Here is a 22,737-nt window from a genome sequence, read left to right on the forward strand (position 1 = left end):
CTTTTAGTGGCTTAAACTAATAAACTTTCATCATTTAATTGTATTAATTCTTCGCTAATCTCAACCTTTTTTACAAAATCATCTATAGCATAATAAGGAATATTTAAATTATTACTAAACTTTTTAAATTTATGTTTTCAAAAATCCAGCTTATTAATTTTGCTTTTGAACCTATATACCTACGATTTGTTATATCAAAATACTTATCAATCAAATAATTTCCTTAAAAAATATACTCCTTACTTAAGTATATTAATTTTGAATTAAAAAAAATAAAAATTTTTTTTCATAAAAACGAACTATCTTTAAAAAAATTAATAATATGTATTAAAAGTGAAAAAATATAAAAATTCAAACAAAACATTTTAATTTAGGAGATGCAAGATGAATAGTTTATCGCAAGTTTTTAATATTGATAACAATTTATTAAAAGTTAAAATTAAGAATAAAGTTGAGATAGAAAAATTAGTAAGCAAAGCTATTAAAAAACTAAGTTATACTGATGTAATTATTCCACTAATAAAAGATAGTAAATTACACGCTATTAGCATAATTCCTACAAATAAAATAAAAGAAAATGTTTATAAACAAACAAAAATAAAGGCTGAATATATCACATATTTAACCTTTGAATTATTTATTAAACTAGAAAAAAAATCTAAGGATAAAATATTAGTTACTTTTTTAGCTGGAATGCCTATTAATACCTTATATTATAAAAGAAAATTTGAAAGCACTAAAGAAAATTTATTAACAGATATTTTAATGAAAATAAAAGAAACTAATAAAAATCAAAAATACTTTAGGATAGAAATATGAGTTTTTTAAAAAATTATTTAAAAATAGTAAAGCTTTGTTTTTATAAAGAGCGTGGAGCTTTTAAGTTAGTACAAAAATACTATGAGATTAGTATTGATGAATGGTTTATGCTAAGCCATAATCAAAAAATAAAATTAATCACAGAAAGTGCTACAAAAGAAAGAGGGCTACGCAAAGCTAGGCGTGATAAACAAATGCAAGAACAAGATAAGCAAAGTGAAGAATTATTTTTAAAAATTAAAACTAGATTACGAAGTAATTAAACAAACAACAATAAAGGAGATAGTATGAAAGAAAAAATAATTATAGTTGATGGACAACCTAGAGTTGTAGGTAAAGAAATTTTAAATATAAATGATTTTATAAAATTACTAAATGATGCAAAAGAAAAACATGGTGAAAATATTTTTGTTGTAAGCCAATACAGAAATAAAATATGTGATTATAAAGGATACGATGGTATATCAGTATATGATTTAGTAGAAGAACACGGAAATACTTTTATAAATTTATGGTAGGTAAAATATAAATGAATAAAGAAATAGTAAAAATAGTTAGCAAACAAGGTTTAATTGCATTAATAAAACAAGTTTTTAATAAAAGAGAAATTTATACTGATACTAATTCTTTTAAAATTTGCTTGTATTTAGATGAATTTAGAGAATTTTATTTAGAAGAAATAAAAACATTTGAAAAAATTAAAAATATATCACCTAATAAAAATATAAAAAATATTAATTTAATACCACTTTATTTATATGTAAGATTGTATTTTTTAACAAACTACATAATTATAGACTTTTTTTGCTATATAGATGAATATGATATTAATTATAATGAATTTAATATAAAAGTAGAACCTAATAGCACAGAAGAACAAATAGCCAAATTAATTATGAATTTGATTGATGAGGTTAATAAAAAACAAGATATTTTTGAAATAAAAATTAAAGGATAATGGATATGAAAAAATTAATTATAACATTATGTTGTTTAGGATTTTTAAATGCTGGAATTTATACTAATATTGATACAGCGTTTGAAAAGGCTGAAAAAAATAACAAACTTTTAGTTTTATTTGCAGTAACTGATACTTGCAGACATTGTCATACATTTTTAAATAACTTAAAAAACACTCAAACCTTAGATATTTTAGGTAAAGAATATGAAGTAGCTATTTTAGAAATAAAAGACAATTTAGAATTATTTGCAAATTATTTTACTTTAAGTGTTACTCCTACTACTTTTGTAATAAATCCTAAAAGACCAGATTTGTTTATACCAGAGATAAAAGGTGCTGTTGAACCTAATAAGGTTTTAGAATATGTAGATAAAGTAAGGGAAGTTTTAAATCCTAAATAATTAATTATCTATTTTATAAATATTATTTAACTAATACTTATTTAATAATATATCATTATAAACATTATTTAACTAATACTAAAGTAGTATTTTAGTATTAGTTCTAAATTGATTAATTAAAATTTTTATCTTTTTTAAGGCAGTGTTTTCACGTTGTGTTATATTATTGCATTCTATTTTATAGCTAATTTTTACTATACCTTTATATTGTTGAATTTTATAAGGAAAGTTTATACAGTGTTTTAAAATTAAAAATAAGTTATTGTGTTTTATTTCAATTCCAAATATTGAGTAATCTAAAAAACTATCTATAAAATAATCAGTATTTTTATATTGACCTCTTTGTGTATTAATAATTAAATCTCTTTGCATTATTTTTCCTTATTATTTTGTATAAAATTTAAAATATCTTTTGGCATAATCAGGTTTTGTTTTGCTCTAGTAATTGCTACATATAAAAGGTTTAATTCTTCTTTTTCTTCTAGTGATATTTTGTAATCTTTTGTAAGCTCTACATTTAAAAACTCTAACCCCTTGGATTTATGTGCTGTTGTAATAATATAATCAGCATTATTCATATTATTTACTAAATGTTTTTTAAGTAGCTTAATTAATTCATATATACTTTTATTTTGACTTAAATACTTACATATAATTACTACCTTATTTTTTAATTCTATATCATTAGTAGCATTAATAAAATCTGTTAAATCATAAAAATTGCTAAACTTTAAATACCATTCATTTTTTACATATTCTTTTTTATTTATAATTAGATTACATATATCTATTAACTCATTACAAGTTTCTTTTATATCTCCTACTACATAAATACTTTTTTCTTGCTCGGCGTATTTTATTGCAGTATCAAACAATATGGCATTAGTTCTAGTAATTATTGTTAATTGTTCGTTTTCAATATATTTTTCGTTTAATCCTATAAAATCATTTTTAGCACCATTTAATTTTAATATTATAGTTGCTAATTCACCTATCTTAGGAGAACAACGAAAAGACTGAGTAAGGTATAAAATATTTGCATTTTTTAAATTTGATAATTTGTTTAGAGCATTATTTGCTCCTCTAAAAGAATAAATGCTTTGATAAGTATCTCCAATAAAGACTTTCTTAGCTTTTTGTTGTAATACTATATCAATTACACAATCATTTAAATCTTGTGCCTCATCTACTAATATATAATCATATTCTAATACTGGATTTGATAACTGAAATTCTTTTAAATAAAAATCATGTTCATATATAATATTATCATTATTTTTAATATTTTCATCTAATTCTTTCATTATAGCATTAGAAATCCTAGTATTTAAATTTAAAGCCTTATCTTCTAATTGTTTTTTGGAAAAACTTAATAAATTGTTTTCACTAGAATTACAATAACTTTTATATATTTTTAAAAATATATTTATAATTTTAAGTTTAGTATTATTGTCTTTTAATTGTTTTAAGCTTTTAAAATCAAATAAATCATTAGCTTTTATATTACCTAAAATTCTTTGCTTTAATCTTAGTGTTTTTTCTAATTGTTTAAAGGCTAAAGAGTGCATAGTAAATACACTCACATTCTTTAAATGCTTAAACTTCTGTTTAGCCTCATCGCCCATTGATTTATTGTATGCTAAATATAGTATTTTTTTATCTTTTCTCTTTTCACAAAACTTAATTAATGTGCTAGTCTTTCCACAACCAGCATAGGCCTCTATTACTAAAATATCATCAAAATCAGCAGTTACTATTTTATTTTGCTCTTTTGTTAGCATCATTATCCTTAAAATATATTTTATAACCTTTGCCTATGCTACTTATAATTTTACTTTTAACTCTACTATCAACTGGCTTTTTGGTAAATATAGTAATGGTGTTATTATTTATCTTAATAAAGAATTGTTTTAGATTTTGTTTTAGTATATAAATGATAATTTTGGTTTGATTTTTAGTATCTAAAACAAATTCATTTCTAAAATTATCAATCTTATTTATTTTAGTAATAAAAAAATATTTTTCTTTAAAAAATTCTATACTATGCTGATCTTGTTTTGATAATTGATTAAAAGGTAATATAGCCATAGCTATAGGAGTTTTTACTATATAACCATATTTATAACTATCTATAATCTCGCCTTTAATAACTTTTTTTAAATACTTATACCTTAAATCTTTAATTTCATTATTCAAATGATTATTATTTACTTCTTGCTCTAGTTTTTGCTTTATGTTATTTATTATTTTTTTTGTTAATCTAAATTCTCTCTCAAAGTTATCTATATGATTTTCATATAAATAACATTTATCATCTTCTAATTCTAAATACACATCATATTTTAACCCCAACTCTTTTTTAATTAAAAATTGTAATAAAATTAATAATTCAAGTTTTGATACTTGATATTTACATTCTAAATCATTAAAAAAATCATTTATTTTCATTTGTTTTATAAGCCTCCCTTTTATCTATATTTTCTTTTATTAGGGTATTGTTTATTACTGATATATATTTACTTAAATCTTCAGTGCTAACATCTGATAGATTTGCACTAGCACTGATGCCAAAATCGGCTAATACCTCATCAAAATTCATATCATTAAAATCTAGTAATTTAAATTGTTCTAATGTTAATCCATCACAAAAATTAACACCTTTTAATTTAGGATTAGTTTTTGCTTGTCTTTCAGCATTTTCCATAATAATTCTTGCAAAACGTGAGTTTTGACAACAAAAATTATATATATGTTCCGTATATCTAGGAAAGCTAATAGTTCCTCTTATAGCTCCAAAAGGGCCTGATTTTCTTGTTTTAGAATAATAATCTATTCTTCTTGTATGGTTTATAAATCTACACGAACCATCGGCTACTTTTTGTACAAAACCCTCTTGTTCTGATAAATCACTTTTACAAGTATTAAGTCTTGCACTTGCTAATTTTAAGTTAGATAAATTATAACCAGTGCTAATTTTTGCATCAAGTGAGCCTAATTTAGAAGTTCTATCTACTTTAAAAGCTTTTTCTCCATCATAAGCATACGCAATATTACAACCACTACCAGCTACATTTGTAACTCTAGTTGTAGCCTTTGCACTATTTATATACTCAGCACAAGTGCTATTGTATGCACTTTTTAAATAACTTTTCTTACTATCGCAAAAAGCTTTAGCCTCATCGCTAGTTTTAAATTCCAATACTTCTGGAAATTCTATTTTTTGTTCTTTAAATTTAGCATGACAACAAGTTTTTTGATGATTTTGAGCAAAACCTACATCAAATTCTACATATTTAGCATATTCACTATCAACTAAATTTAAAATACCACCACTAAAAAAGCTATAAAACATAGGTTTTATTAAACATTGAGTAGCCTGTGTCGCCATCATTGCGACATATTCAGCTAAAATACTTGGGTGAAAACCACTCATTCTAATATTACCCAAATTAGATGCAGGACAACTATATATTTGTTTTTCTAAGATGTTATGTCTTTGAGCCTTAAAAATTCTTATATCATTAGGGATATATTCTTTATTACTACCTTTTCTTACTTCTTTTAATTCCTTTATTAATTCATTAGCAGCATAAGTCTTAGCTAAAGAAACATTATCTATATTTTCATTACAATCTTTTACAATTATTTCTTTATTTTCTAAAGGACAAATAGCTTTTTTATTACTATCTTCAATACAAGCCTTAGTTTTTAAATGTGTATAATCATCATTCTTCTTATTCTCAGTCTTTAATATATCATCTTGTATTATCGTATTAGATTTTTGTTTAAAACCTATTAAACATTTACCTAATGACTTAGGTTTTTGCACCTTTGTAACTTCAATTACTTCTTTTTTATTATTTTGTGTATTGTATTCTAAGATATCGTCTTTTATTTTAGCGTTATCTTTAATTACTTTTTCATTCATATTAGTAATTGAGTTTAATTCTTTAAATTCAAATGAGTTTTCATCTGCTAAATAATTATTAGATATAGTTGAGGTCTTTATTTGTTTATAAGCCTCATCTTTTTCTTTTACTTTTTCTACTTCATTTGATATGGTTTTATTACTAGCATTCTTTGATATAGTCGGCATAGAAAAATCAGTAAAATTTCTAGCAGTATTTATATTATTTACTTTATCACTCTTTAGAGCATAAAATAATATTTCATCATTTTTATATGATGTATTAGTAATAAAAATGCTTTGAGAGATTTTGCCTAATAAACCTTGTTCTATAATTCTTGCAATATCTTCTCTTCCTAAAGGACTATCGCAATCTTTACTAGTGCAATAACAACCATTAGTAGATAAATCACTTATTGTATTTATTATACTAACACTATTTGCATTATTAACTTGTAAAGTATAGCCACTATATACTCCTAATTTTTCATAACATATACCTTTACCACCACTAAAAAACCAAAAATACTTCTTTTCCTTTGCAACATTTATATCTTTATTAAAAATTTCGCATTCTCTTTTATAGCATTCATTAACTTGTTTATAATTATTAAAAATTGATTTATTAAAACCCCAACTACGAAATTCACCGCATTTTTTTTGTATAGCCTCTAATCTTGTTTTATTAATTTGTCTTTCAATTACCTTATAATCCTTAGCAAAAATTAACTCATTTAAATATTTGCCAGTTTCATTATAATTATCATCATAATTTACATTACCACTACAAACACCTTTTATATTGTTTAATGTAGCAAGAGTTGTGTTTTTATTATTTTTAATATTTAAGTTAAGTCCATTATTATTATAATTTAATTGAACTTTTAATAATAGTTCTTCTCCAGCACCTTGATAAATTCCTTGAATTTCTTTGCCTTTTTCATTGCTACCTATAACTTCTTTTTTTAGGTTTTCAACTTTAAAAGAGTTAATGTCTTTGTTTTCAGTAATAGACTTCATTATAGCATTAACATCAATATTATTAGCACTAAGATTTAATCCTATAAAAATATAACAAATTAAACTTTTCTTTAACATTTTTTCTCCTTTTTATTTCATATTATTAGAAAGTTAAAAGAAAGTTCATTTAGTTGAAAAAAAATTTTTATTTTTTTTTAATTCAAAATCAATATACTTATAAGTGGAGTATTTTTAAGCATAAAAATTTATTAATAATATAATTTAAACAAAGAGAGTATAAAATGGCATTTTTACATTGCAAACAAGAATTTGATAATTTAAATAAAGACATTTATGAATATGTAGCTTTTTTACCAGAACATTTAACATTAAATAAAGTAGTTTATTTACTAAATAATGCAAAAACACAAAAATCAGAACAATTTTATAAATGGCAGTTTCTTTATAGCTTGATAAATTCAGGTCTTTATTCAAAAGATTATATAGGAACAGAAATACATTTACCAAAAGGCAATAAAGATAGCAAACATATAAAAATAGATGCTTGTATATTTGATGATATAACTTGGTTTTCAAAATATAAAAATTATCATAATAATAACGATTTAAATGATTTAGAATGGATAAAACAGCATATTATAGCCATTATCGAATTTAAAAAAAATGATAGTAAAGATATACAAGAAATTTACGAAAAACAAGTAAAAACATATTTAAAAGAAAGTGAGAGAGATTTTTGTTTAGGTATTTATTATGATACTGAAAAATTATTTTTATTTAAAAAAGAAAAAGGTAAATTTTTAAGATATGCAGAAGAGTTTAATTCTTTAGCTGATAATTCAAAAACGAAAGATTTAAACCTACATCTTACTGACCCTTATAATTATATTCCAAATTTTAATGATTTATTAAGTCAAACACAACCAAAACAACTACAAGAAAAAAGAACTATAAAAGATTTAGATGCTATATCTGGTATTCACTCTACACAAATAAGTAATGCAATGTATAAAATCCTAGAAACAATGGATAAAGTTAGTTTAGTCAATCAAAAAGGTTATTCAATATTAATACAAATTTTAGCAATTAAAATTTTTGATGAAAAAAGAGCTAATAAAAACAATTCATATCTACAATTTTACATTACACAAGAAGAAGAAAATTACGAAAAAATATCAGATAAAATATTTAAAAATTTTATAGAGCGTATTAAAGAAATTATTAACGATGCAAGTGGTAATTATCGCCGTATATTAAAAGACAAAGAGCTAGATTTTCACAATGAAAACCATATAAAGGTTTTAATTAGCGTTGTTAAAGAATTACAAAATTATTCATTTGTCAAATCTCATAAAACTGATTTATACCAGTTAATTTTTAACAACTTTGCCTCTCATTTTGTTAAAGGCGAAAACGGACAATTTTTAACACCTATACCAGTGATTGATTTTTTAGTAAAAATTGTTAATCCAAGAAATAATGAAACAATTATTGACCCAACAGTAGGTATAGCAGACTTTTTATCAGTTTCTTATGTCAATTCTAATAGTCAATTAGATGATAATAACATATTTGGAGTAGATATTGACCCACAAATGATTAGCCTTGCTACTCTTAATATGCTTTTAAATGGGGATGGAAATGCAAAAATAGAACAAAAAAGCGATTTAGGCTCTATTCTTTATAAATTTGATAAAGAAAATGATATGATAGAGCTTGACCCTAATACAAATCAAAATGGGGAATGGGATAGAAGAGATGATAATAAAGAGCTTAAAAAATTTGATGTTGTTTTAACCAATCCACCATTCGGACAAGGAAGAGCTTTCTATCCACGAAATGAAAAAGAAAGAAAAATAATAGAATGTTATGAAACTTGGAACTTATATACAAAAACTAATAATAATAAAAGGCAAAAAGGTAAAAAAGTAAATGAATTAGATTTAGGTGTTTTATTTTTAGAAAACGCTTATAGAATTTTAAATAAAAATGGTAGGTTAGGTATAGTTTTATCAAATTCTATAGCTAGTATTGATACACATATTAAAGTTAGAGAATGGCTAATGAAAAAGATGCGTATTGTGGCTTTATTTGATTTACCATCTAATACATTTGCAGAAACTGGAGTAAATGTAACAATAATAGTTGCATATAAACCAACCGAAAATAGATTAGCTGAATTAAGGCAAAGCAATTATCAAATTTTTATTAAAACTATAGAAAATTTAGGATATGAAGTAATAACAAAGGCTAAAAATAAAACATTTGTTCCTATTTATAAAATAAACCCTAATAATTTTGAAATAGAAATAGATGAAAATGGAAAAGCTAAAATAGATGAAGATTTTACACAAACTATTTTTGAATTTAAAAAATGGTGCTTATCGCAAGAAGAAGATTTACAAAATATTTTCATTAAATAAAAAGTAGACAAAATGAAACATTATATAGATATACCACAAGTAATAAATTATAAAGACATGTTAAAAAATTATTATAGTTTTTCTAGCAATACATATAAACAATTAATTATGAAAAATAATAATGTAAAAACATTAAAAGAGTGCTTGGAAAGAGATCTAAAAAGAAGTGATTTAGGATGTGAAGTTGGTTCTTCAGCCTATGTAAAAAAATCAAAATACTGTTTTATAAAAAGTAGAGCTTTACAAAAATACTCTTTTTTACCTAATTTTGAAAAAAGTGCAAGTGAATATATAATTCCACAAGCTTTTATAAATATGAATTTAAAAGAAAACGATGTAATTATTTCAAAGGATAGTAATATAGGAGAAGTAATCATACTAGATAAAGATTATCCAAATACTATGCTTTCTGGTGCTTTATATAAACTACCGATTAAAAAAAATAAATTTTATATTCTATCAATAATAAAACACGATATTTTTAAACAACAACTAGATTTTTTAGTTCCGAAAGGAGCAACTATAAGACATGCTAAAACTTTATTTTTGGATTGCAAAATTCCATTTCCAAAAAATAATATAGAACAAACTATAGCATTTGTAGAAAAAATTACAAAATCCATTATAAATAAAGAAAAATTAATAAGAAAAAGACATGAGCAAATAACAAACCTTATACAAGAAGAGCTTGTTAATAATCAAAAAAAAGATAAATTTATCTATAAAGAACCAACTATAAAAGATTTAGAAGAAAATGCTAGACTAGATACTGGTATTCATTCTAAAGATTTTAAATATATTGAATTTTTAGTCAAAAATTACAAAAATGGATATTTTTTTATTGATAATGAAAATATTAAAAGTGGTAATACGCCAGAAATTAGGTATATATCAGATTATGAAAACTTGCCTTATAAATGGCTAACTCCAACGCATTTTAATAGTTATGGAAATATTATTATTGATGAGTATATTAGACACAAAAAAACTAATAATATAAAAAATGATTGTATTTTACTTGTAAATCGTGGGGATGGTATAGATTGTGGTAAAAGTATGTTTTATTGTTTTAAAGATTTTGGATTAGGACATCATAATCAAGGACTATATAAAGTATTTGGATATGATACAGCACGATTAATTTTTATTCTTTGTTTTTTAAATACTAATTTTATGAGAAAATATTGTGGGCTTTTAACAACAGGCTCTAAGATGAAAGAATTAAAAATAGAACATTTTTTAACAATTCCTTTTCCTAATTTTACAAGTAAAAAACAGCAAGAAATATCTAACTTATATTACAATCCAAATATAGATATAGATTATAAAATGGTAAAATTAGATAATTTTGATAATATTGATAATGAATTTTGTAAAAATGCTGGTATTTACAATTTAGATAAAAATATAAAATATTTGAAAAAAATTTTAAATTCAACTATTGATAAAATTATAAATGAAGAAGATATAAATATTAGATTTTAATTATAATAATAATTTTTTGCTAAAATAAAAACAACTTAGCGATGTTCAAAAACGCATTTTGATTAAAACTACGCTAAGTTCCAGTCTTTTTTTTTCATAGAAATTATTTATTTTAAATAGATTTTAATAGTTTTTCAATTATAATTTATAAAATATTGAAAAAGGATAATCTGTGAAAGAAATTCATAAAATCAAATTTGGTGTTTTTTATTTGGCTATGGTGCTAAGTGGAATGTATTTAGCTTATTATTTATTTAGTATTGTGCTTTCTATAATGTTTGCAGGATTTAATCTAGGTATTATTATTAATATGAACCTTGTAGCAGTAGCATTATTTGTTTATTTTTATTCTCAAGCTAACAAAGAAAAACAATTATATTTAGATTATAAAGAATAGCAATGGCTTTTACAATTTCTATATTAGTAATTTACTATGTAGGCTTATCTATAGTAATATATAAAAGATATAAGAAATTTAAAAGCATTAGACAAAGCAAAGCCCTTAGTAATGAAATCAACCTAAACGAAAACGAAATTAACGGCTTTTCTTATGAAATGCAAATAGCCGATTATTACAAGGGCTTAGATTATGAGGTAGAAACTAGGTATTTATTAAAATTTGATGCCGGAATTGATTTAATAGCTAAGAAAAATAATGATAAAACCTTATTAATACAATGTAAAAATCATAAAACTTTAGAATACATTAATACTGATGTTATTAAAAAATTTATAGGTGAATGTTTTGTATATTTAAATGGCAAGTCTTCTAAATACTATAAATTATTATTTATAGTATCTTGTGATATTAGTAAAGATGAAAACATATTAAAATATATAGAACATGTTAGAAATAATAAAAATATAGACATAGAATTAATCTCTATTCCTTATCAAGGAATAAAAGGAAGTTATTTAGCTGAATTAAGAAAAATAGCTAATAAACCTAACTTTTTTGAAAAAGCTACTGACTAATCATCAGTAGTTTAAAATCTTTTGTTAAATTAATAACAATAGTTAAAAAAGGATTATAAAAATGTTCCCAAATGAATTAAATGATATTAAAGAATATCTAATAAGGCAAAACTTTAATTTAGAACAAGTAACAAACGATGGTAGGTTAAATTCAGCATTTAATGAAGACCAAATCATCAATTTAATACAAATGCGTTTTGGTAATATTATCGGAATTCCAAAAGTTAGATACTGGTATGATTTTTGTATCCAAACAGAAAACGCTTTTTATCCAGTAAATATAAAAGTTAGCACAACTACAACAGCTGATAATTTAAATTGCAAACTTGGAATATATTATTCTTTAACTGGAATAATGCCTACATTTAATAACATCGTTAGTTGGGATATGTATTTTAAAAATCTTAAAGAACATATTACAAATAATGATAAAGATTATTATTTTTTAATAATTAATAAAAACGATTATAATGATATTTTTTTATGTTCTTTAAGAACATTAAATAAATTAACACCTAACGGCAATAATCTTCCATTTCAAGCAACATGGGAAGAAAATAAAATACCTATTAATAGAGATTATGAAAGTGCTAAGTATTTTATATTAAATCATTTCTCTCAATCTTTACACAAAAGAGCTGAGGCAACAAATTATTTTAAAAAATATTTCCCAGAGTTTTTATAAAATGAATATTAAAACATTAGGACAAGTATTTACCCCAACTAATATAGTTGCAGAAATGTTAGGGTTAATAAAAAATAATGGTAGATTTTTAGAGCCAAGTTGTGGAGATGGTGCATTTTTTCAGTATTTACCAAACAATAAAATAGGTATAGAAATAGATAAAAATGTTATTAAATCAAATAATATTCTAAATATAGATTTTTTTGATTATTCTTTAGATGAAAAATTTGATACTATTATAGGAAATCCACCTTATGTTAAGCACCAAGATATAAATAATAAAACAAAACTAATACTAAAACAATTTAATGCTTTATTTGATGCAAGAAGTAATTTATATTTATATTTTATATATAAAAGCATATTACATTTAAAGGATAAAGGGGAATTAATTTTTATCACTCCAAGAGATTTTTTAAAAAATACATCAAGTATAAAATTAAATAACTTTATATTCTCCCAAGGAACAATCACTGATTTTATAGATTTAGGAGATAAAAAGATTTTTAATAACGCCCAACCTAATTGCGCTATATGGCGTTTTGAAAAGAATAATTTTAAAAGAACTACTACTGAATATAAAAAATTCAATTGTATTAACGGACAATTATTATTTACAAATAACAATTATTTTATACCTTTTAATAAATTATTTTATGTTAAAGTTGGTGCAGTTAGTGGGGCTGATAAGATATTTCATAACGAACAATACGGCAATGTAGATTTTGTTAATTCTCAAACTTGCAAAACCAAGAAAACAAAAAAAATGATATATGGGGATTTTGCTAAAACTTGTCAATATATCATTTCACATAAAGATGAACTAATCAATAGAAAAATTAGAACTTTTAATGAAAGTAACTACTGGCAATGGGGTAGAGATTATTATAAAAGCGAACAGAAAAGAATTTATGTAAATACAAAAACAAGGAATAAAAAACCTTTTTTTACCCATACTTGTAAAGCATACGATGGCTCAATATTAGCTATTTTTCCAAAGTTTGATATTGATAAAATAGGAATTGATAAAGTTTGCGATATATTAAATAATACTAACTGGAATGAATTAGGATTTGTTTGCGATGGAAGATTTTTATTCTCTCAAAAGAGTTTAGAAAATTGTGTATTAGATGATAATTTTATAGAATTGTTAAAGCTAATTGACTAATTTTATTTTTTTAAAAAAATCTTTTTGTGGTGCTTTCCAAAGCAAAAACAACCATTTCTATTTAATAGCCTTTTCAATTACTTTAACAAATTCTCTACTATCTAAATAGTAGTTAGGATAAGCACTCCTTAGAGTTTTTATCTTATCAAGTGATATTAGCACTATGTCGCTTTCATTTGTTTTTATAGCAGTTTTTTCTAAAAAATCATAATATTCTTTAGCTTTATTAAAATCCGATTTTTTATATCCAGTAATTCTTAATTTTTTAGCATCTGTGTTTAATTCTATAACAAAATAATAGTGGTCTTTTTGCTTTAATTCTTCTATATTTTTACTAGATACTAAAAGACTAGAAAGCATTTTTAAAATATTATATTCTTTATCAAGCTTAGAAATCTCATTACAAATTTGTTTCTTTGAAAAAGATTTATAATCATTATTTATTTCAGTGTTTTCAATAATTGAAAATAAAGCACTAGATAATCTAAAGAATTCTTTATAATATTCTTCTCCGTAACCTTGTTTAATTTTTGATTTACTTTTAATACCTAAAACTTCAACAGCAGTAGCCCATAGATGTTGCATTTGCGTTCTAATTTGTAGTTCTAAGCCTCGCTTTGTTTTATCTTTATACTCATATATTTGATGAATAGAGCGGTAACCATCACTTTTAGGCGTATTTATATAATCATTTGTTTTTATTAACTTAAATTTTCTACTATCATTTAAATAAGTTTGTTCCATAATTTGCTGAAATAATCTAACTTGTTTAATGTTTTCAAAAACAACTCTAAGACCAGCAATATCTTGCATTCTATCAAGTTGCATATTAGAAAATCTTTTCAATTTAAACTCAATAGAACTAAGCCTTTTTAATCTTCTAGCCATAACTTTAGCTGGTATTTTTTTACTTTTTAATTTTCTATTAATAGATGTAGCAAAACTAGACATTATCTGAGCGTGTAAGCTTCTCCATATAGAAATAATCTCATAATCTTTTTCACTCGCAGTATCGTTTCTAATATTTTCTCCAGCTTTTCTCACTTGTTTTTTAGTTGCTATAATATCATTTTCGCCCATTTTATTTACACCTCTAATTAATTATAACAAAATAAACTAAAGAAAAAATATAAAATAAAGTGGCTATTTCCTTTTTGGAAATAACCAATATTAATTACAAACCTAATTCTACCACAACACGTTTTGAAATACAACTAAAGCAGCTGTGATTTCTGTTTAAATATGTTAAAAAGTTATAAAGCACAGCAGTCGTGTTTTCTAAACCATAAGTAAGAAAAATTTTCTCCTACAAAAGGAATATTTTTACCAGCCTCCCATATTATACCACTTCTTCCTATAGACATACCAGTAAAATTAGGCATAGGTGCTATAAATTGTAGTCTATTTGATGATTTTATCCAAAAAGGCAATGGATGGGCAAAACATAAAGCACTTATACCACTTGAATTCCAAGTAAGCAATTCTCTATGCATTTTAAATATAAATGTTGAAGCTATACTTGCACTATCTTCAACTAAAGAATGCTTACTAACAAAGCCACTTAATGGATAGGTATTACCCCATGAACCCTTACACCAAAACAAAGGATCAAGTGGGAAATTTACTTGTGATGATACAGCATCTGTTATACAAGCAAGATTTGTTACTGGGTTATTAAATAAAATAGCCTCTGGTTGAATAATTGCACTAAGCGTTGAACTTTGCCACATAGGATCAAATTCAGTTAAATAACCTATATCAAGTAATGAAGAATTTGAAGTCATGCATAAAATATCAGTAAATAATTCTAATATAGCTGATAATAAATAATATATTTCATGAACTTGATAAAAAGTAGTAGCATTATCACCAGTTTCATATCCTTGTTCTCCACCTAATTTAAAAGAACTTGCACCTCCACTTTTAGCTTGAAATCCTAAACTCGGAAAACAAAACGGATCTATTACAACATCAAGTATCCTATCAACACTATAATATCCTATAGGAATACCTATTTGTGGATAACCAAACCATTTACCAGGGCATTTACAAATTGATTTATTTACTCTATTAGCACCTTCTATTATATCACCTTCAACAATACTAACTCCAGCAAGTTTTATAGGAAACATACAATCAATACATATAGCACTTAATTGAAAAGCAACTGGTGAAGTAACAGTGCATACAGCATTTGCCTTACTAAAAAAAATAAAAAAACCTAAAAATAAAAAAGCTATTTTATGCCTCATTTGTCGTTCTCCTTTTAACTTTAAAAAATTGTAAATTATTATTTTTAAACTCCGTATTTACGCTATTTGGCTTTTTATTAAAAGCTTTAGGTAATATAGGAACAGCCTTTATTTCTTTAATAACTATGTCATTTTTAAGTAATTGATAAATAGTAAAAAAGTATTGCTTAGCATTTATGAATTTAACATTGCCGTTTTCAGCAAGATTTTTAATAAAATAATTAGCATATAAAGTATAATTATTTTCTATATCCTTATCGTTTAACAAAACCTCTCTAACACAGCTTATTATAAAATCATAATTAAACACTATTACGCCATCTTGATGATTATAAATTGAATAAATATCATCTTGATTTAATGGATTATTATTATTTATACCATTATTTAATAGTTTTAATATTCTATTTTTATAAAAATCTATATCAAATTCTAAATACAATAAATTATTTTCTTTATAATATTCTTTTTTATCGCTTTCTTTTTTAAATTCGTAAAAGTTTAAATCAACACTATCTAATGTATTTTTTATATCTTCTTTTAATTGCTTTAAGTCATCTTTATAATTTATTAACTTAAAGACTAAGATTTGCTTTGATTTTTCCTTTAATTTTTCTATTAAAATATTTTTATTAATACTAGAGGTTTCTATATAAAACGCTAAGTTATTAAAATCATCACAAGTAAAATAATTAAAACTTAGACTATTTAAATCATTAAAATCCTTTAATACGACTAATTTTTGCTTATTATTAAACTCTCCTAATTCTTTTAATTTATCGGCTAAAGAATTAGTTAAAACACTAATAGGCTCTTCTTTTATAGGCTCATTAGTAATACTTATCTTTTCATATTCTAACTCATTTTCTTGTATTGATAAATTATTTAATATTTCTAGGCTAGATTTTAAATTATCATTAATGTTTTCATCATTTGTAATATTTTTTATACTATCTAAGTTCGGAATACTAATACCTAAAGCTAGAGTATTATTTATTTCAAAGTCTTTCAATTCATAAGGTTTTTCTATATATTTAGTTTTTTCATCAGCTCTTGCTTTTCTATCGGCATCTACAACTATTTTTAATGTATTATAAAACTTATGCTCCGTATCAAAACTTAGATTATGATGATTATTTATCACATACTCTATTTCTTCATAATCCTTATAAGTATTAAAGTTAAAATCAATCTCTCTAAATTCATTAAGTATATACTTTAACAAAATAGAACCTATAATATCATGTGAGTTTTTAAGACTACTATCTAATTCTTTCATTACAGCATAAGGAAATATTAATTCAAGGTTGCTTTTAGGTATTTTGCCTAAATCGTGCGTTAATCCACAAATAATAGCTACACCTAAATTACTTATTTGTTTTTCTTCTTTTAATAAATTATATACAACATTTAAAGAATGCTCTAATAAACTTACATTTGCAAATATATCATAATCACTTTTAATACCTTTACCTAAGTTATTCTTAGAATTTTTATAGTTTTCTTGGTTATTTACAACACTTGGGATACTACCAGCTTTTGAATTTGAAAAAGCCTCAATTAAGGCTTTAATAATTAAGGTATCTTGGTAATTTATCTTTTTCTTTTGCATTAATGGAATAATAGTTCCATTAATAAAATGCTTTAACATAACATAATTTGTAGTAATAATTATATATTTAAATTCTTTTTTCTCATAATTAACTTTAATTCTTTCTCCTACCCAAATCTTAGCTATATCATTAAAATCAACTCCCTCCTCATTATCTATAAAGCCGAATATAATAGATTGTTTCTTTTCACTCTTACTAAAATCTCCATAATAAATAATAATAGCTATAAATATAAATGACACTATTAAAAATGAATAAATAAAACTGATATTAGGCTGTATTATATAAGCTATAAATCTATCTAAATTTAAAAAGTCTGTGCTTAATATAATAAGCCTTTTTTCATTAAAGAAAATAAGTGCTTTCATTATTATAAAATATAATAAAAAGCCAATAAAAAAGAATAAAATAAAGGCCTTTAGAGTTAGTTTGCCTTTAAAATGCTTTGTATTAAATATTTCTATACTTGTTCTTGCAATAAATCTTAAAAGCCTATCCATTAGTCAAGCCTTATAGTAATTTCTGGAAACTTAATTTTTAATGGAGATGAGGTAACAGGAGCAGTAATTCCTTTAAACTGCCCCTCAAATCCAAAATAATAAAATTCTCGTTTATCAAGCCTTAATAAATCAGTAACTTTAATTACATCTTCATCTTGTTCTTTAGTCATAAGTCCTCCATTAGCATTTTTAACTAAAGAATTCATCTTTCTTGTGCCTCCAAATTTTGCCATATGTTCTGCACTTGTTACATCGTTCATTTTCATAATGATTTTAGTAGCCGAGTTATCAAATAATTTTCTTGCACTATCTTGTCCTAATACAGCGATAATATCAGCTAAAGACTGAGTTAGCCCTACGATTGCAACATCTGTGCTACGAGCTTGTGCGTAAAGTGTTTCTATGCCAGTGAAAACAGCTTCAGCCATTTCATCAATATAGACATTAAGCCTTTTTGCAAATCTTTTATTGGAACCATTTAAACGACCTACTAAGGTTTGTATCATAGATATAGTAACTCTTGCTATAGCACTTGATGTAATCTTTGCTAACATAGAACCAGTTTGAACGAAAAATATAACCCCCTCATTATTTTCAAGTTTAGTAATAAATTTATTATCAGTTTCAGCTCCTATTAAAGCCCCTATGTTTCCACTTGTCATTTTTGTCAAAGCAACATTTAAAGTATTTGATACTTTTTCAAAATATCCAGTAGGAGCGTTAATTACTTTTAACAAAAGTGTAGTTAAATGATTTACCTTATTTTTATATATATCTCTTTTATTGCCTAAGTTAAGACCTAAATTTTGGTCTTTTTCTAATAACTTATCAATTATATTGTTTCTTAACTCTTCACTTTGAAAAAAATTTGTATATAAATCATTAATACCAGCCCTTGAAGTATATTTTGAAATCTCTGAAAAAGTTAAAGGTTCTTTAGAATTATTTAAGTCTCTAATTAATAATAAAGAATGCACTATTAAGGTTGTAGTTTCTAACGAACTATCATAAAAAAAGGGGTCATCACATTGAATACAAGCCATAATATGCCCTATAATCTCATCTGGCATATAATAATGCTTTAATGGATTTATTTTAATTGATTGCTCGGGGTAGATAGGACTTAAAAACATTAAATCATTTTCTCTATTATTTAAATGGGCTAAATAAATTACCTTTGAAAGCAAATCAGTATCGCCTTTAGGGTCAATTATTACTACATTTTCGCCATTTTTAATATTTTGTTCTATCATATTTTCAAGTAATCTAGTCTTACCAACCCCAGTAGAACCAAATATAAAAGTATGGTTTAATCTATTACCTTTTTGTGTAAAAATCTTATACAGCTTACTTTTTTCATTATCTTCAATATGAAAACCATCGCCAATATATAAATCGCCACTAGGATTAAAATTAGTAACTATTTTATTTTTATCGTTTAATATACTCATTATTGTGTCCTTATTATTTGTAATTATCTATTTCATATTTGATTTTTTCTTCTCTGTGGATTTTCTTATAAGATTTATAAATAACCATACAATAAGGTAATATACCACTTAACATCATAGTAAAAATGATGTTATACATAACTACCTCAACACTATTAAATATTTTTTCATAAAAGAAATTCGTAATAAAATTAGGTGTTAAATTGTTACTTATTTTCATAAGTAAAGATGAAATAAAGTCTAAAAATGAATTAAAACTACTTGTGTTATTATTTACAAAATTAATAAAATATGAAAATACCACAAATACGACAATAGCTTTTAAGAAAAAAGATAAGGCTCTACCACCTAATAAAGATAAAATTGCTCTTTTTGTAAATTTACCATTAAAATATTTGCTTATAAATAAAAGCAGTAAAGAAGTAATTATTATAGGTAAATAAGATATAAATTGTAATAAAAATATCTCTAAATACTCAATATCTGAATTAAAAAAGTAAATTTTTATAGGCTCATAAAATATTTGCAGTAATGAAAACACAAATATAAATAAAAAACTTTCAAAAACTCCACCTAAAAATCCTAACTTAACATAATCTATAATTTGTTCTAGTGTAAAAAATTCCTCTGGTATTTCAGTTTTACTCTCAAGTACATAAAATCTTTGTATCTCACTTAATGCTGATATGAAACTTCTTGGTTTTACATAAGCATTAGAAGTATTTTGCTGTAAGATATGTAAATCATTTTCGGCGTTCATCTTAATCCTTTCTAATCATTGAATTTTTAGCATTTGTTAATAATGCACCTTTTTTATATTTGATGCCATAATAATTTGAAATCTCTTGTAGTGTTTCTTCTAACTCATCTACTTTTTTTATAAATTTATTAGTAGTTCTATGCAAGTCTTCAATATTTTCATATTTTTTTATCTTTGAAAACACTTTATTTGTTCTAATTAATGTTTCATGTAAAATATTTGCCTCAACTGATGATAAAATACAAGTTTTTTTTATACTAATACTCATAATATCCCCTTTAAAAGCAAAGTTTTTCTAACATCTTTTAAAAAACTAAGTTGTCTTTTTAAAAACATTTGATTAAAACCAAACTTGCAAATATCACCTAATATTTGTCTATAGCTTTTAAGCATTAAGAATATATAATTAAATATCTTTTTACTACCTATGAATTGTTTAAATTTAGCCTTTATATTAAATGTAAATTCAAGCCTTTTCCATTTTTCAAGGCTTTTAGGTAAAAATTTGTTAAATTTAATAGTTTCTTTTTTAAACTTATCATATAGTTTAATCTTATCTACTTTTTTATTATGTATATTTGCATAAATAGTATTTTTATATACTTGATAATTTCTTGCCTTATAAGATATAGTAGAATTAATAAAAATGCTATTTAAACTATTATTATCTTTTAAAAAATCAACCGACAAATCAATATTATAAATACAATATTTCCTTATAAAAAAAGCTGTGATTTTATGCTTAGCAATTAAGTTGTTATTCTTGCGTTGAGGTTGATTAAGTCCTAAAAATTCAACTAAAGAATAATAGCCATATCGTTTATGTCTTTTTTTACATAACAAATCTAGTTCATAATTACTAGATTTAAAAATAAATACTAATTCCTTATTATAATAAACTACTTTTTGATTGCAAAGATTAGTAAAAACTCTTAAACCTTGTTTTTCAATAAATTTATACAAGGCTTTAGTGCTACAAATACAACGGATACTATCTATCCCTATGAAATTTGTTCTCATCATAATTCTCCTTTAAACTATGATGAGCTTTTTTTAAAAGAAAGTTCGTTTAGTGAAAAATTTATTTTTTAAATAAAAACAATGTCAAAAAATTCATCAAAATACACCCTTTGAATTTTTTGAAATGAACTTTTATATTCCGTTGCTATATCAATATCTCCGTGATTTTTAAAATATGTATTTAAAATATTAATAAATTCACTTGATCTAATATTATTTTTTTTATTTATACTTGGCTTTACAACAACATAGTCAATATTTTTATCATCTTTTACTAAGTATATATCTTCAATTAAAACTTGTGAACGTTCTAAAAAGTCTTTGTTTATAGAAAAAAAATTGTATTATTTGTGATAATTTCATTATTGATACTCTTTATTATTTTAAAGTAAAAATCCCATTTACAATTTTTATTATTAAATAAAATATAAAAGCAAATGGGGTTTTTGAAGTGAAAGGTTAAAAACTCCGACAAAAAACAAATATGCCTTAAGAACTTATATAGAAAAGAAAATTGCTTGAGAACCTTGCATAAAGGACAATAAAAATACTAGACAATTTATTTATAAAATCTAAACTTAGTTATATAAATATATTATTAATTATATAAATATATTATTTAAGGATTTAATTCTAATAAATTAAATTTGGAGCATTTATATTAGAAAATTGATGATTTGTAATATCAACATTCTTAAGGCATATATCTTTTTTGATTTTGCTTATTTTTTTTGTTTTTATCAACAAGGTCTTTTAGCCTAAGCAACTCTAACCTAAAACAAAATACTTATTAATATATCTTGTTAATTAGTATAAAACATTTATACATAGATGATTATACATCGTTTTTTGTTAATAAAGATATAATTATTAGAATTATTGTTTTTATTTTAATTTAATAGTAAAATCAATTTTATGGATAAAATAAAAGGAGAAAAAATGAGTATGAAAAACGCAATATTTTATGCTAGACAAGTGATTAAATATTGTAATCAAAATAACTACAAAATCACTAACTTACAATTACAAAAGATTTTATATTTTCTATAAGCACAAAATTTAAAATTTTATGATGAGCCGTTATTTGAAGATGACTTTGAAGCTTACGCTTATGGAGCAATTATACATAAAGTGTATCAAAATTATAGTCATTATGGTGCTTATGCGATAACAGATGATATTACAGATAGATTAGAGTTGTCAGATAAACAAAAATCACTTATTGAAAAGTGTATGAATTTAGCCACTTTTAAAATTGATAAAAAATTAATAAGCTTAGAATTAAAAAATAACTTAGTTAAAACGAGCTACTGATTAATCCTCAGTAGTTCGTTTT

Annotated in this window: 22 protein-coding genes and 1 pseudogene; 12 read left to right on the top strand and 11 right to left on the bottom strand. The window is 23.4% G+C overall.

Translation table 11 applies throughout. The annotated features are described in order from the left end of the window. The first annotated feature begins 384 nt into the window (after positions 1 to 384). Genes NY022_RS03590 through NY022_RS03610 form a run of 5 tightly spaced genes read left to right on the top strand, consistent with a single transcriptional unit; the run spans position 385 to position 2,181 of the window. A complete protein-coding gene (locus NY022_RS03590; protein WP_267523588.1) occupies positions 385 to 819 on the top strand; it encodes a hypothetical protein in 435 nt (144 codons plus the stop codon). Next, positions 816 to 1,082 (top strand): hypothetical protein, encoded by a 267-nt coding sequence (locus NY022_RS03595; protein WP_267523589.1) that lies wholly within the window; start codon positions 816 to 818, stop codon positions 1,080 to 1,082. The genes NY022_RS03590 and NY022_RS03595 overlap by 4 nt, the downstream gene beginning before the upstream one ends. A 24-nt stretch (positions 1,083 to 1,106) precedes the next feature. Beyond that, positions 1,107 to 1,337, top strand: a complete 231-nt coding sequence (locus NY022_RS03600) for a hypothetical protein (protein ID WP_267523590.1) — start codon at positions 1,107 to 1,109, stop codon at positions 1,335 to 1,337. Positions 1,338 to 1,348: 11 nt separating this feature from the next. Beyond that, positions 1,349 to 1,777 carry a hypothetical protein gene (locus tag NY022_RS03605; protein WP_267523591.1) on the top strand — a complete coding sequence of 143 codons (429 nt, stop codon included), beginning with the start codon at positions 1,349 to 1,351 and terminating at the stop codon, positions 1,775 to 1,777. 5 nt (positions 1,778 to 1,782) lie between these two features. After that, positions 1,783 to 2,181: a thioredoxin fold domain-containing protein gene (locus tag NY022_RS03610; protein WP_267523592.1), complete on the top strand. Its 399-nt coding sequence runs from the start codon at positions 1,783 to 1,785 to the stop codon at positions 2,179 to 2,181. 78 nt (positions 2,182 to 2,259) lie between these two features. Here the strand turns inward: NY022_RS03610 and NY022_RS03615 are convergent, their stop codons facing one another. Genes NY022_RS03615 through NY022_RS03630 form a run of 4 tightly spaced genes read right to left on the bottom strand, consistent with a single transcriptional unit; the run spans position 2,260 to position 7,186 of the window. Further along, the gene (locus tag NY022_RS03615) at positions 2,260 to 2,553 is read right to left on the bottom strand and encodes a hypothetical protein (RefSeq protein WP_267523593.1); all 294 of its coding nucleotides are present in this window, start codon (positions 2,551 to 2,553) and stop codon (positions 2,260 to 2,262) included. Continuing rightward, on the bottom strand, positions 2,553 to 3,962 hold the full coding sequence (locus NY022_RS03620) for a UvrD-helicase domain-containing protein (RefSeq protein ID WP_267523594.1): 1,410 nt from the start codon (positions 3,960 to 3,962) through the stop codon (positions 2,553 to 2,555). The genes NY022_RS03615 and NY022_RS03620 overlap by 1 nt, the downstream gene beginning before the upstream one ends. Then, complete coding sequence (locus tag NY022_RS03625) at positions 3,940 to 4,629, bottom strand: hypothetical protein (RefSeq protein ID WP_267523595.1); 690 nt, start codon at positions 4,627 to 4,629, stop codon at positions 3,940 to 3,942. The genes NY022_RS03620 and NY022_RS03625 overlap by 23 nt, the downstream gene beginning before the upstream one ends. Further along, positions 4,616 to 7,186 carry a hypothetical protein gene (locus tag NY022_RS03630; protein ID WP_267523596.1) on the bottom strand — a complete coding sequence of 857 codons (2,571 nt, stop codon included), beginning with the start codon at positions 7,184 to 7,186 and terminating at the stop codon, positions 4,616 to 4,618. The genes NY022_RS03625 and NY022_RS03630 overlap by 14 nt, the downstream gene beginning before the upstream one ends. Positions 7,187 to 7,350: 164 nt before the next feature. Here NY022_RS03630 and NY022_RS03635 point away from each other — a divergent pair, with 164 nt between their 5' ends. From NY022_RS03635 to NY022_RS03660, 6 genes are all read left to right on the top strand, one after another. Then, positions 7,351 to 9,492, top strand: a complete 2,142-nt coding sequence (locus NY022_RS03635; RefSeq protein WP_267523597.1) for an HsdM family class I SAM-dependent methyltransferase — start codon at positions 7,351 to 7,353, stop codon at positions 9,490 to 9,492. 12 nt (positions 9,493 to 9,504) lie between these two features. Beyond that, positions 9,505 to 10,977, top strand: coding sequence for a hypothetical protein (locus NY022_RS03640; protein WP_267523598.1), 1,473 nt, complete (start codon positions 9,505 to 9,507; stop codon positions 10,975 to 10,977). Between the two features lie 172 nt (positions 10,978 to 11,149). Further along, on the top strand, positions 11,150 to 11,374 hold the full coding sequence (locus tag NY022_RS03645; RefSeq protein ID WP_267523599.1) for a hypothetical protein: 225 nt from the start codon (positions 11,150 to 11,152) through the stop codon (positions 11,372 to 11,374). 2 nt (positions 11,375 to 11,376) lie between these two features. Next, positions 11,377 to 11,952: a restriction endonuclease gene (locus NY022_RS03650; RefSeq protein ID WP_267523600.1), complete on the top strand. Its 576-nt coding sequence runs from the start codon at positions 11,377 to 11,379 to the stop codon at positions 11,950 to 11,952. A 61-nt stretch (positions 11,953 to 12,013) separates the two neighbouring features. Beyond that, the gene (locus NY022_RS03655; protein WP_267523601.1) at positions 12,014 to 12,637 is read left to right on the top strand and encodes a restriction endonuclease; all 624 of its coding nucleotides are present in this window, start codon (positions 12,014 to 12,016) and stop codon (positions 12,635 to 12,637) included. A gap of 1 nt (position 12,638) precedes the next feature. Next, positions 12,639 to 13,805, top strand: a complete 1,167-nt coding sequence (locus tag NY022_RS03660) for a class I SAM-dependent methyltransferase (protein WP_267523602.1) — start codon at positions 12,639 to 12,641, stop codon at positions 13,803 to 13,805. A gap of 57 nt (positions 13,806 to 13,862) precedes the next feature. Here the strand turns inward: NY022_RS03660 and NY022_RS03665 are convergent, their stop codons facing one another. The 7 genes from NY022_RS03665 to NY022_RS03695 form a co-directional block, all read right to left on the bottom strand. Continuing rightward, on the bottom strand, positions 13,863 to 14,885 hold the full coding sequence (locus NY022_RS03665; protein WP_267523603.1) for a RelA/SpoT domain-containing protein: 1,023 nt from the start codon (positions 14,883 to 14,885) through the stop codon (positions 13,863 to 13,865). Between the two features lie 173 nt (positions 14,886 to 15,058). Next, positions 15,059 to 16,057, bottom strand: a complete 999-nt coding sequence (locus tag NY022_RS03670; RefSeq protein ID WP_267523604.1) for a TraU family protein — start codon at positions 16,055 to 16,057, stop codon at positions 15,059 to 15,061. Next, positions 16,047 to 18,170 (bottom strand): HD domain-containing protein, encoded by a 2,124-nt coding sequence (locus NY022_RS03675; protein ID WP_267523605.1) that lies wholly within the window; start codon positions 18,168 to 18,170, stop codon positions 16,047 to 16,049. Before NY022_RS03675 ends, NY022_RS03670 begins: the two co-directional genes overlap by 11 nt. Then, positions 18,170 to 19,621 (bottom strand): type IV secretory system conjugative DNA transfer family protein, encoded by a 1,452-nt coding sequence (locus NY022_RS03680; protein WP_267523606.1) that lies wholly within the window; start codon positions 19,619 to 19,621, stop codon positions 18,170 to 18,172. Before NY022_RS03680 ends, NY022_RS03675 begins: the two co-directional genes overlap by 1 nt. 13 nt (positions 19,622 to 19,634) lie before the next feature. After that, positions 19,635 to 20,381, bottom strand: a complete 747-nt coding sequence (locus tag NY022_RS03685) for a hypothetical protein (protein WP_267523608.1) — start codon at positions 20,379 to 20,381, stop codon at positions 19,635 to 19,637. A gap of 1 nt (position 20,382) precedes the next feature. Then, positions 20,383 to 20,649 (bottom strand): hypothetical protein, encoded by a 267-nt coding sequence (locus NY022_RS03690; RefSeq protein ID WP_267523610.1) that lies wholly within the window; start codon positions 20,647 to 20,649, stop codon positions 20,383 to 20,385. After that, a complete protein-coding gene (locus NY022_RS03695) occupies positions 20,646 to 21,404 on the bottom strand; it encodes a hypothetical protein (RefSeq protein ID WP_267523612.1) in 759 nt (252 codons plus the stop codon). Before NY022_RS03695 ends, NY022_RS03690 begins: the two co-directional genes overlap by 4 nt. Before the next feature lie 1,062 nt (positions 21,405 to 22,466). Between NY022_RS03695 and NY022_RS03700 the strand changes: the two are divergent. Further along, positions 22,467 to 22,715 (top strand): annotated as a pseudogene (locus tag NY022_RS03700) (hypothetical protein); the annotation flags it as partial. Positions 22,716 to 22,737 lie beyond the last annotated feature (22 nt).

Origin of the sequence: Campylobacter sp. MG1 (assembly GCF_026616895.1) — a bacterium.
In the GTDB taxonomy this organism is placed as follows: domain Bacteria; phylum Campylobacterota; class Campylobacteria; order Campylobacterales; family Campylobacteraceae; genus Campylobacter_E.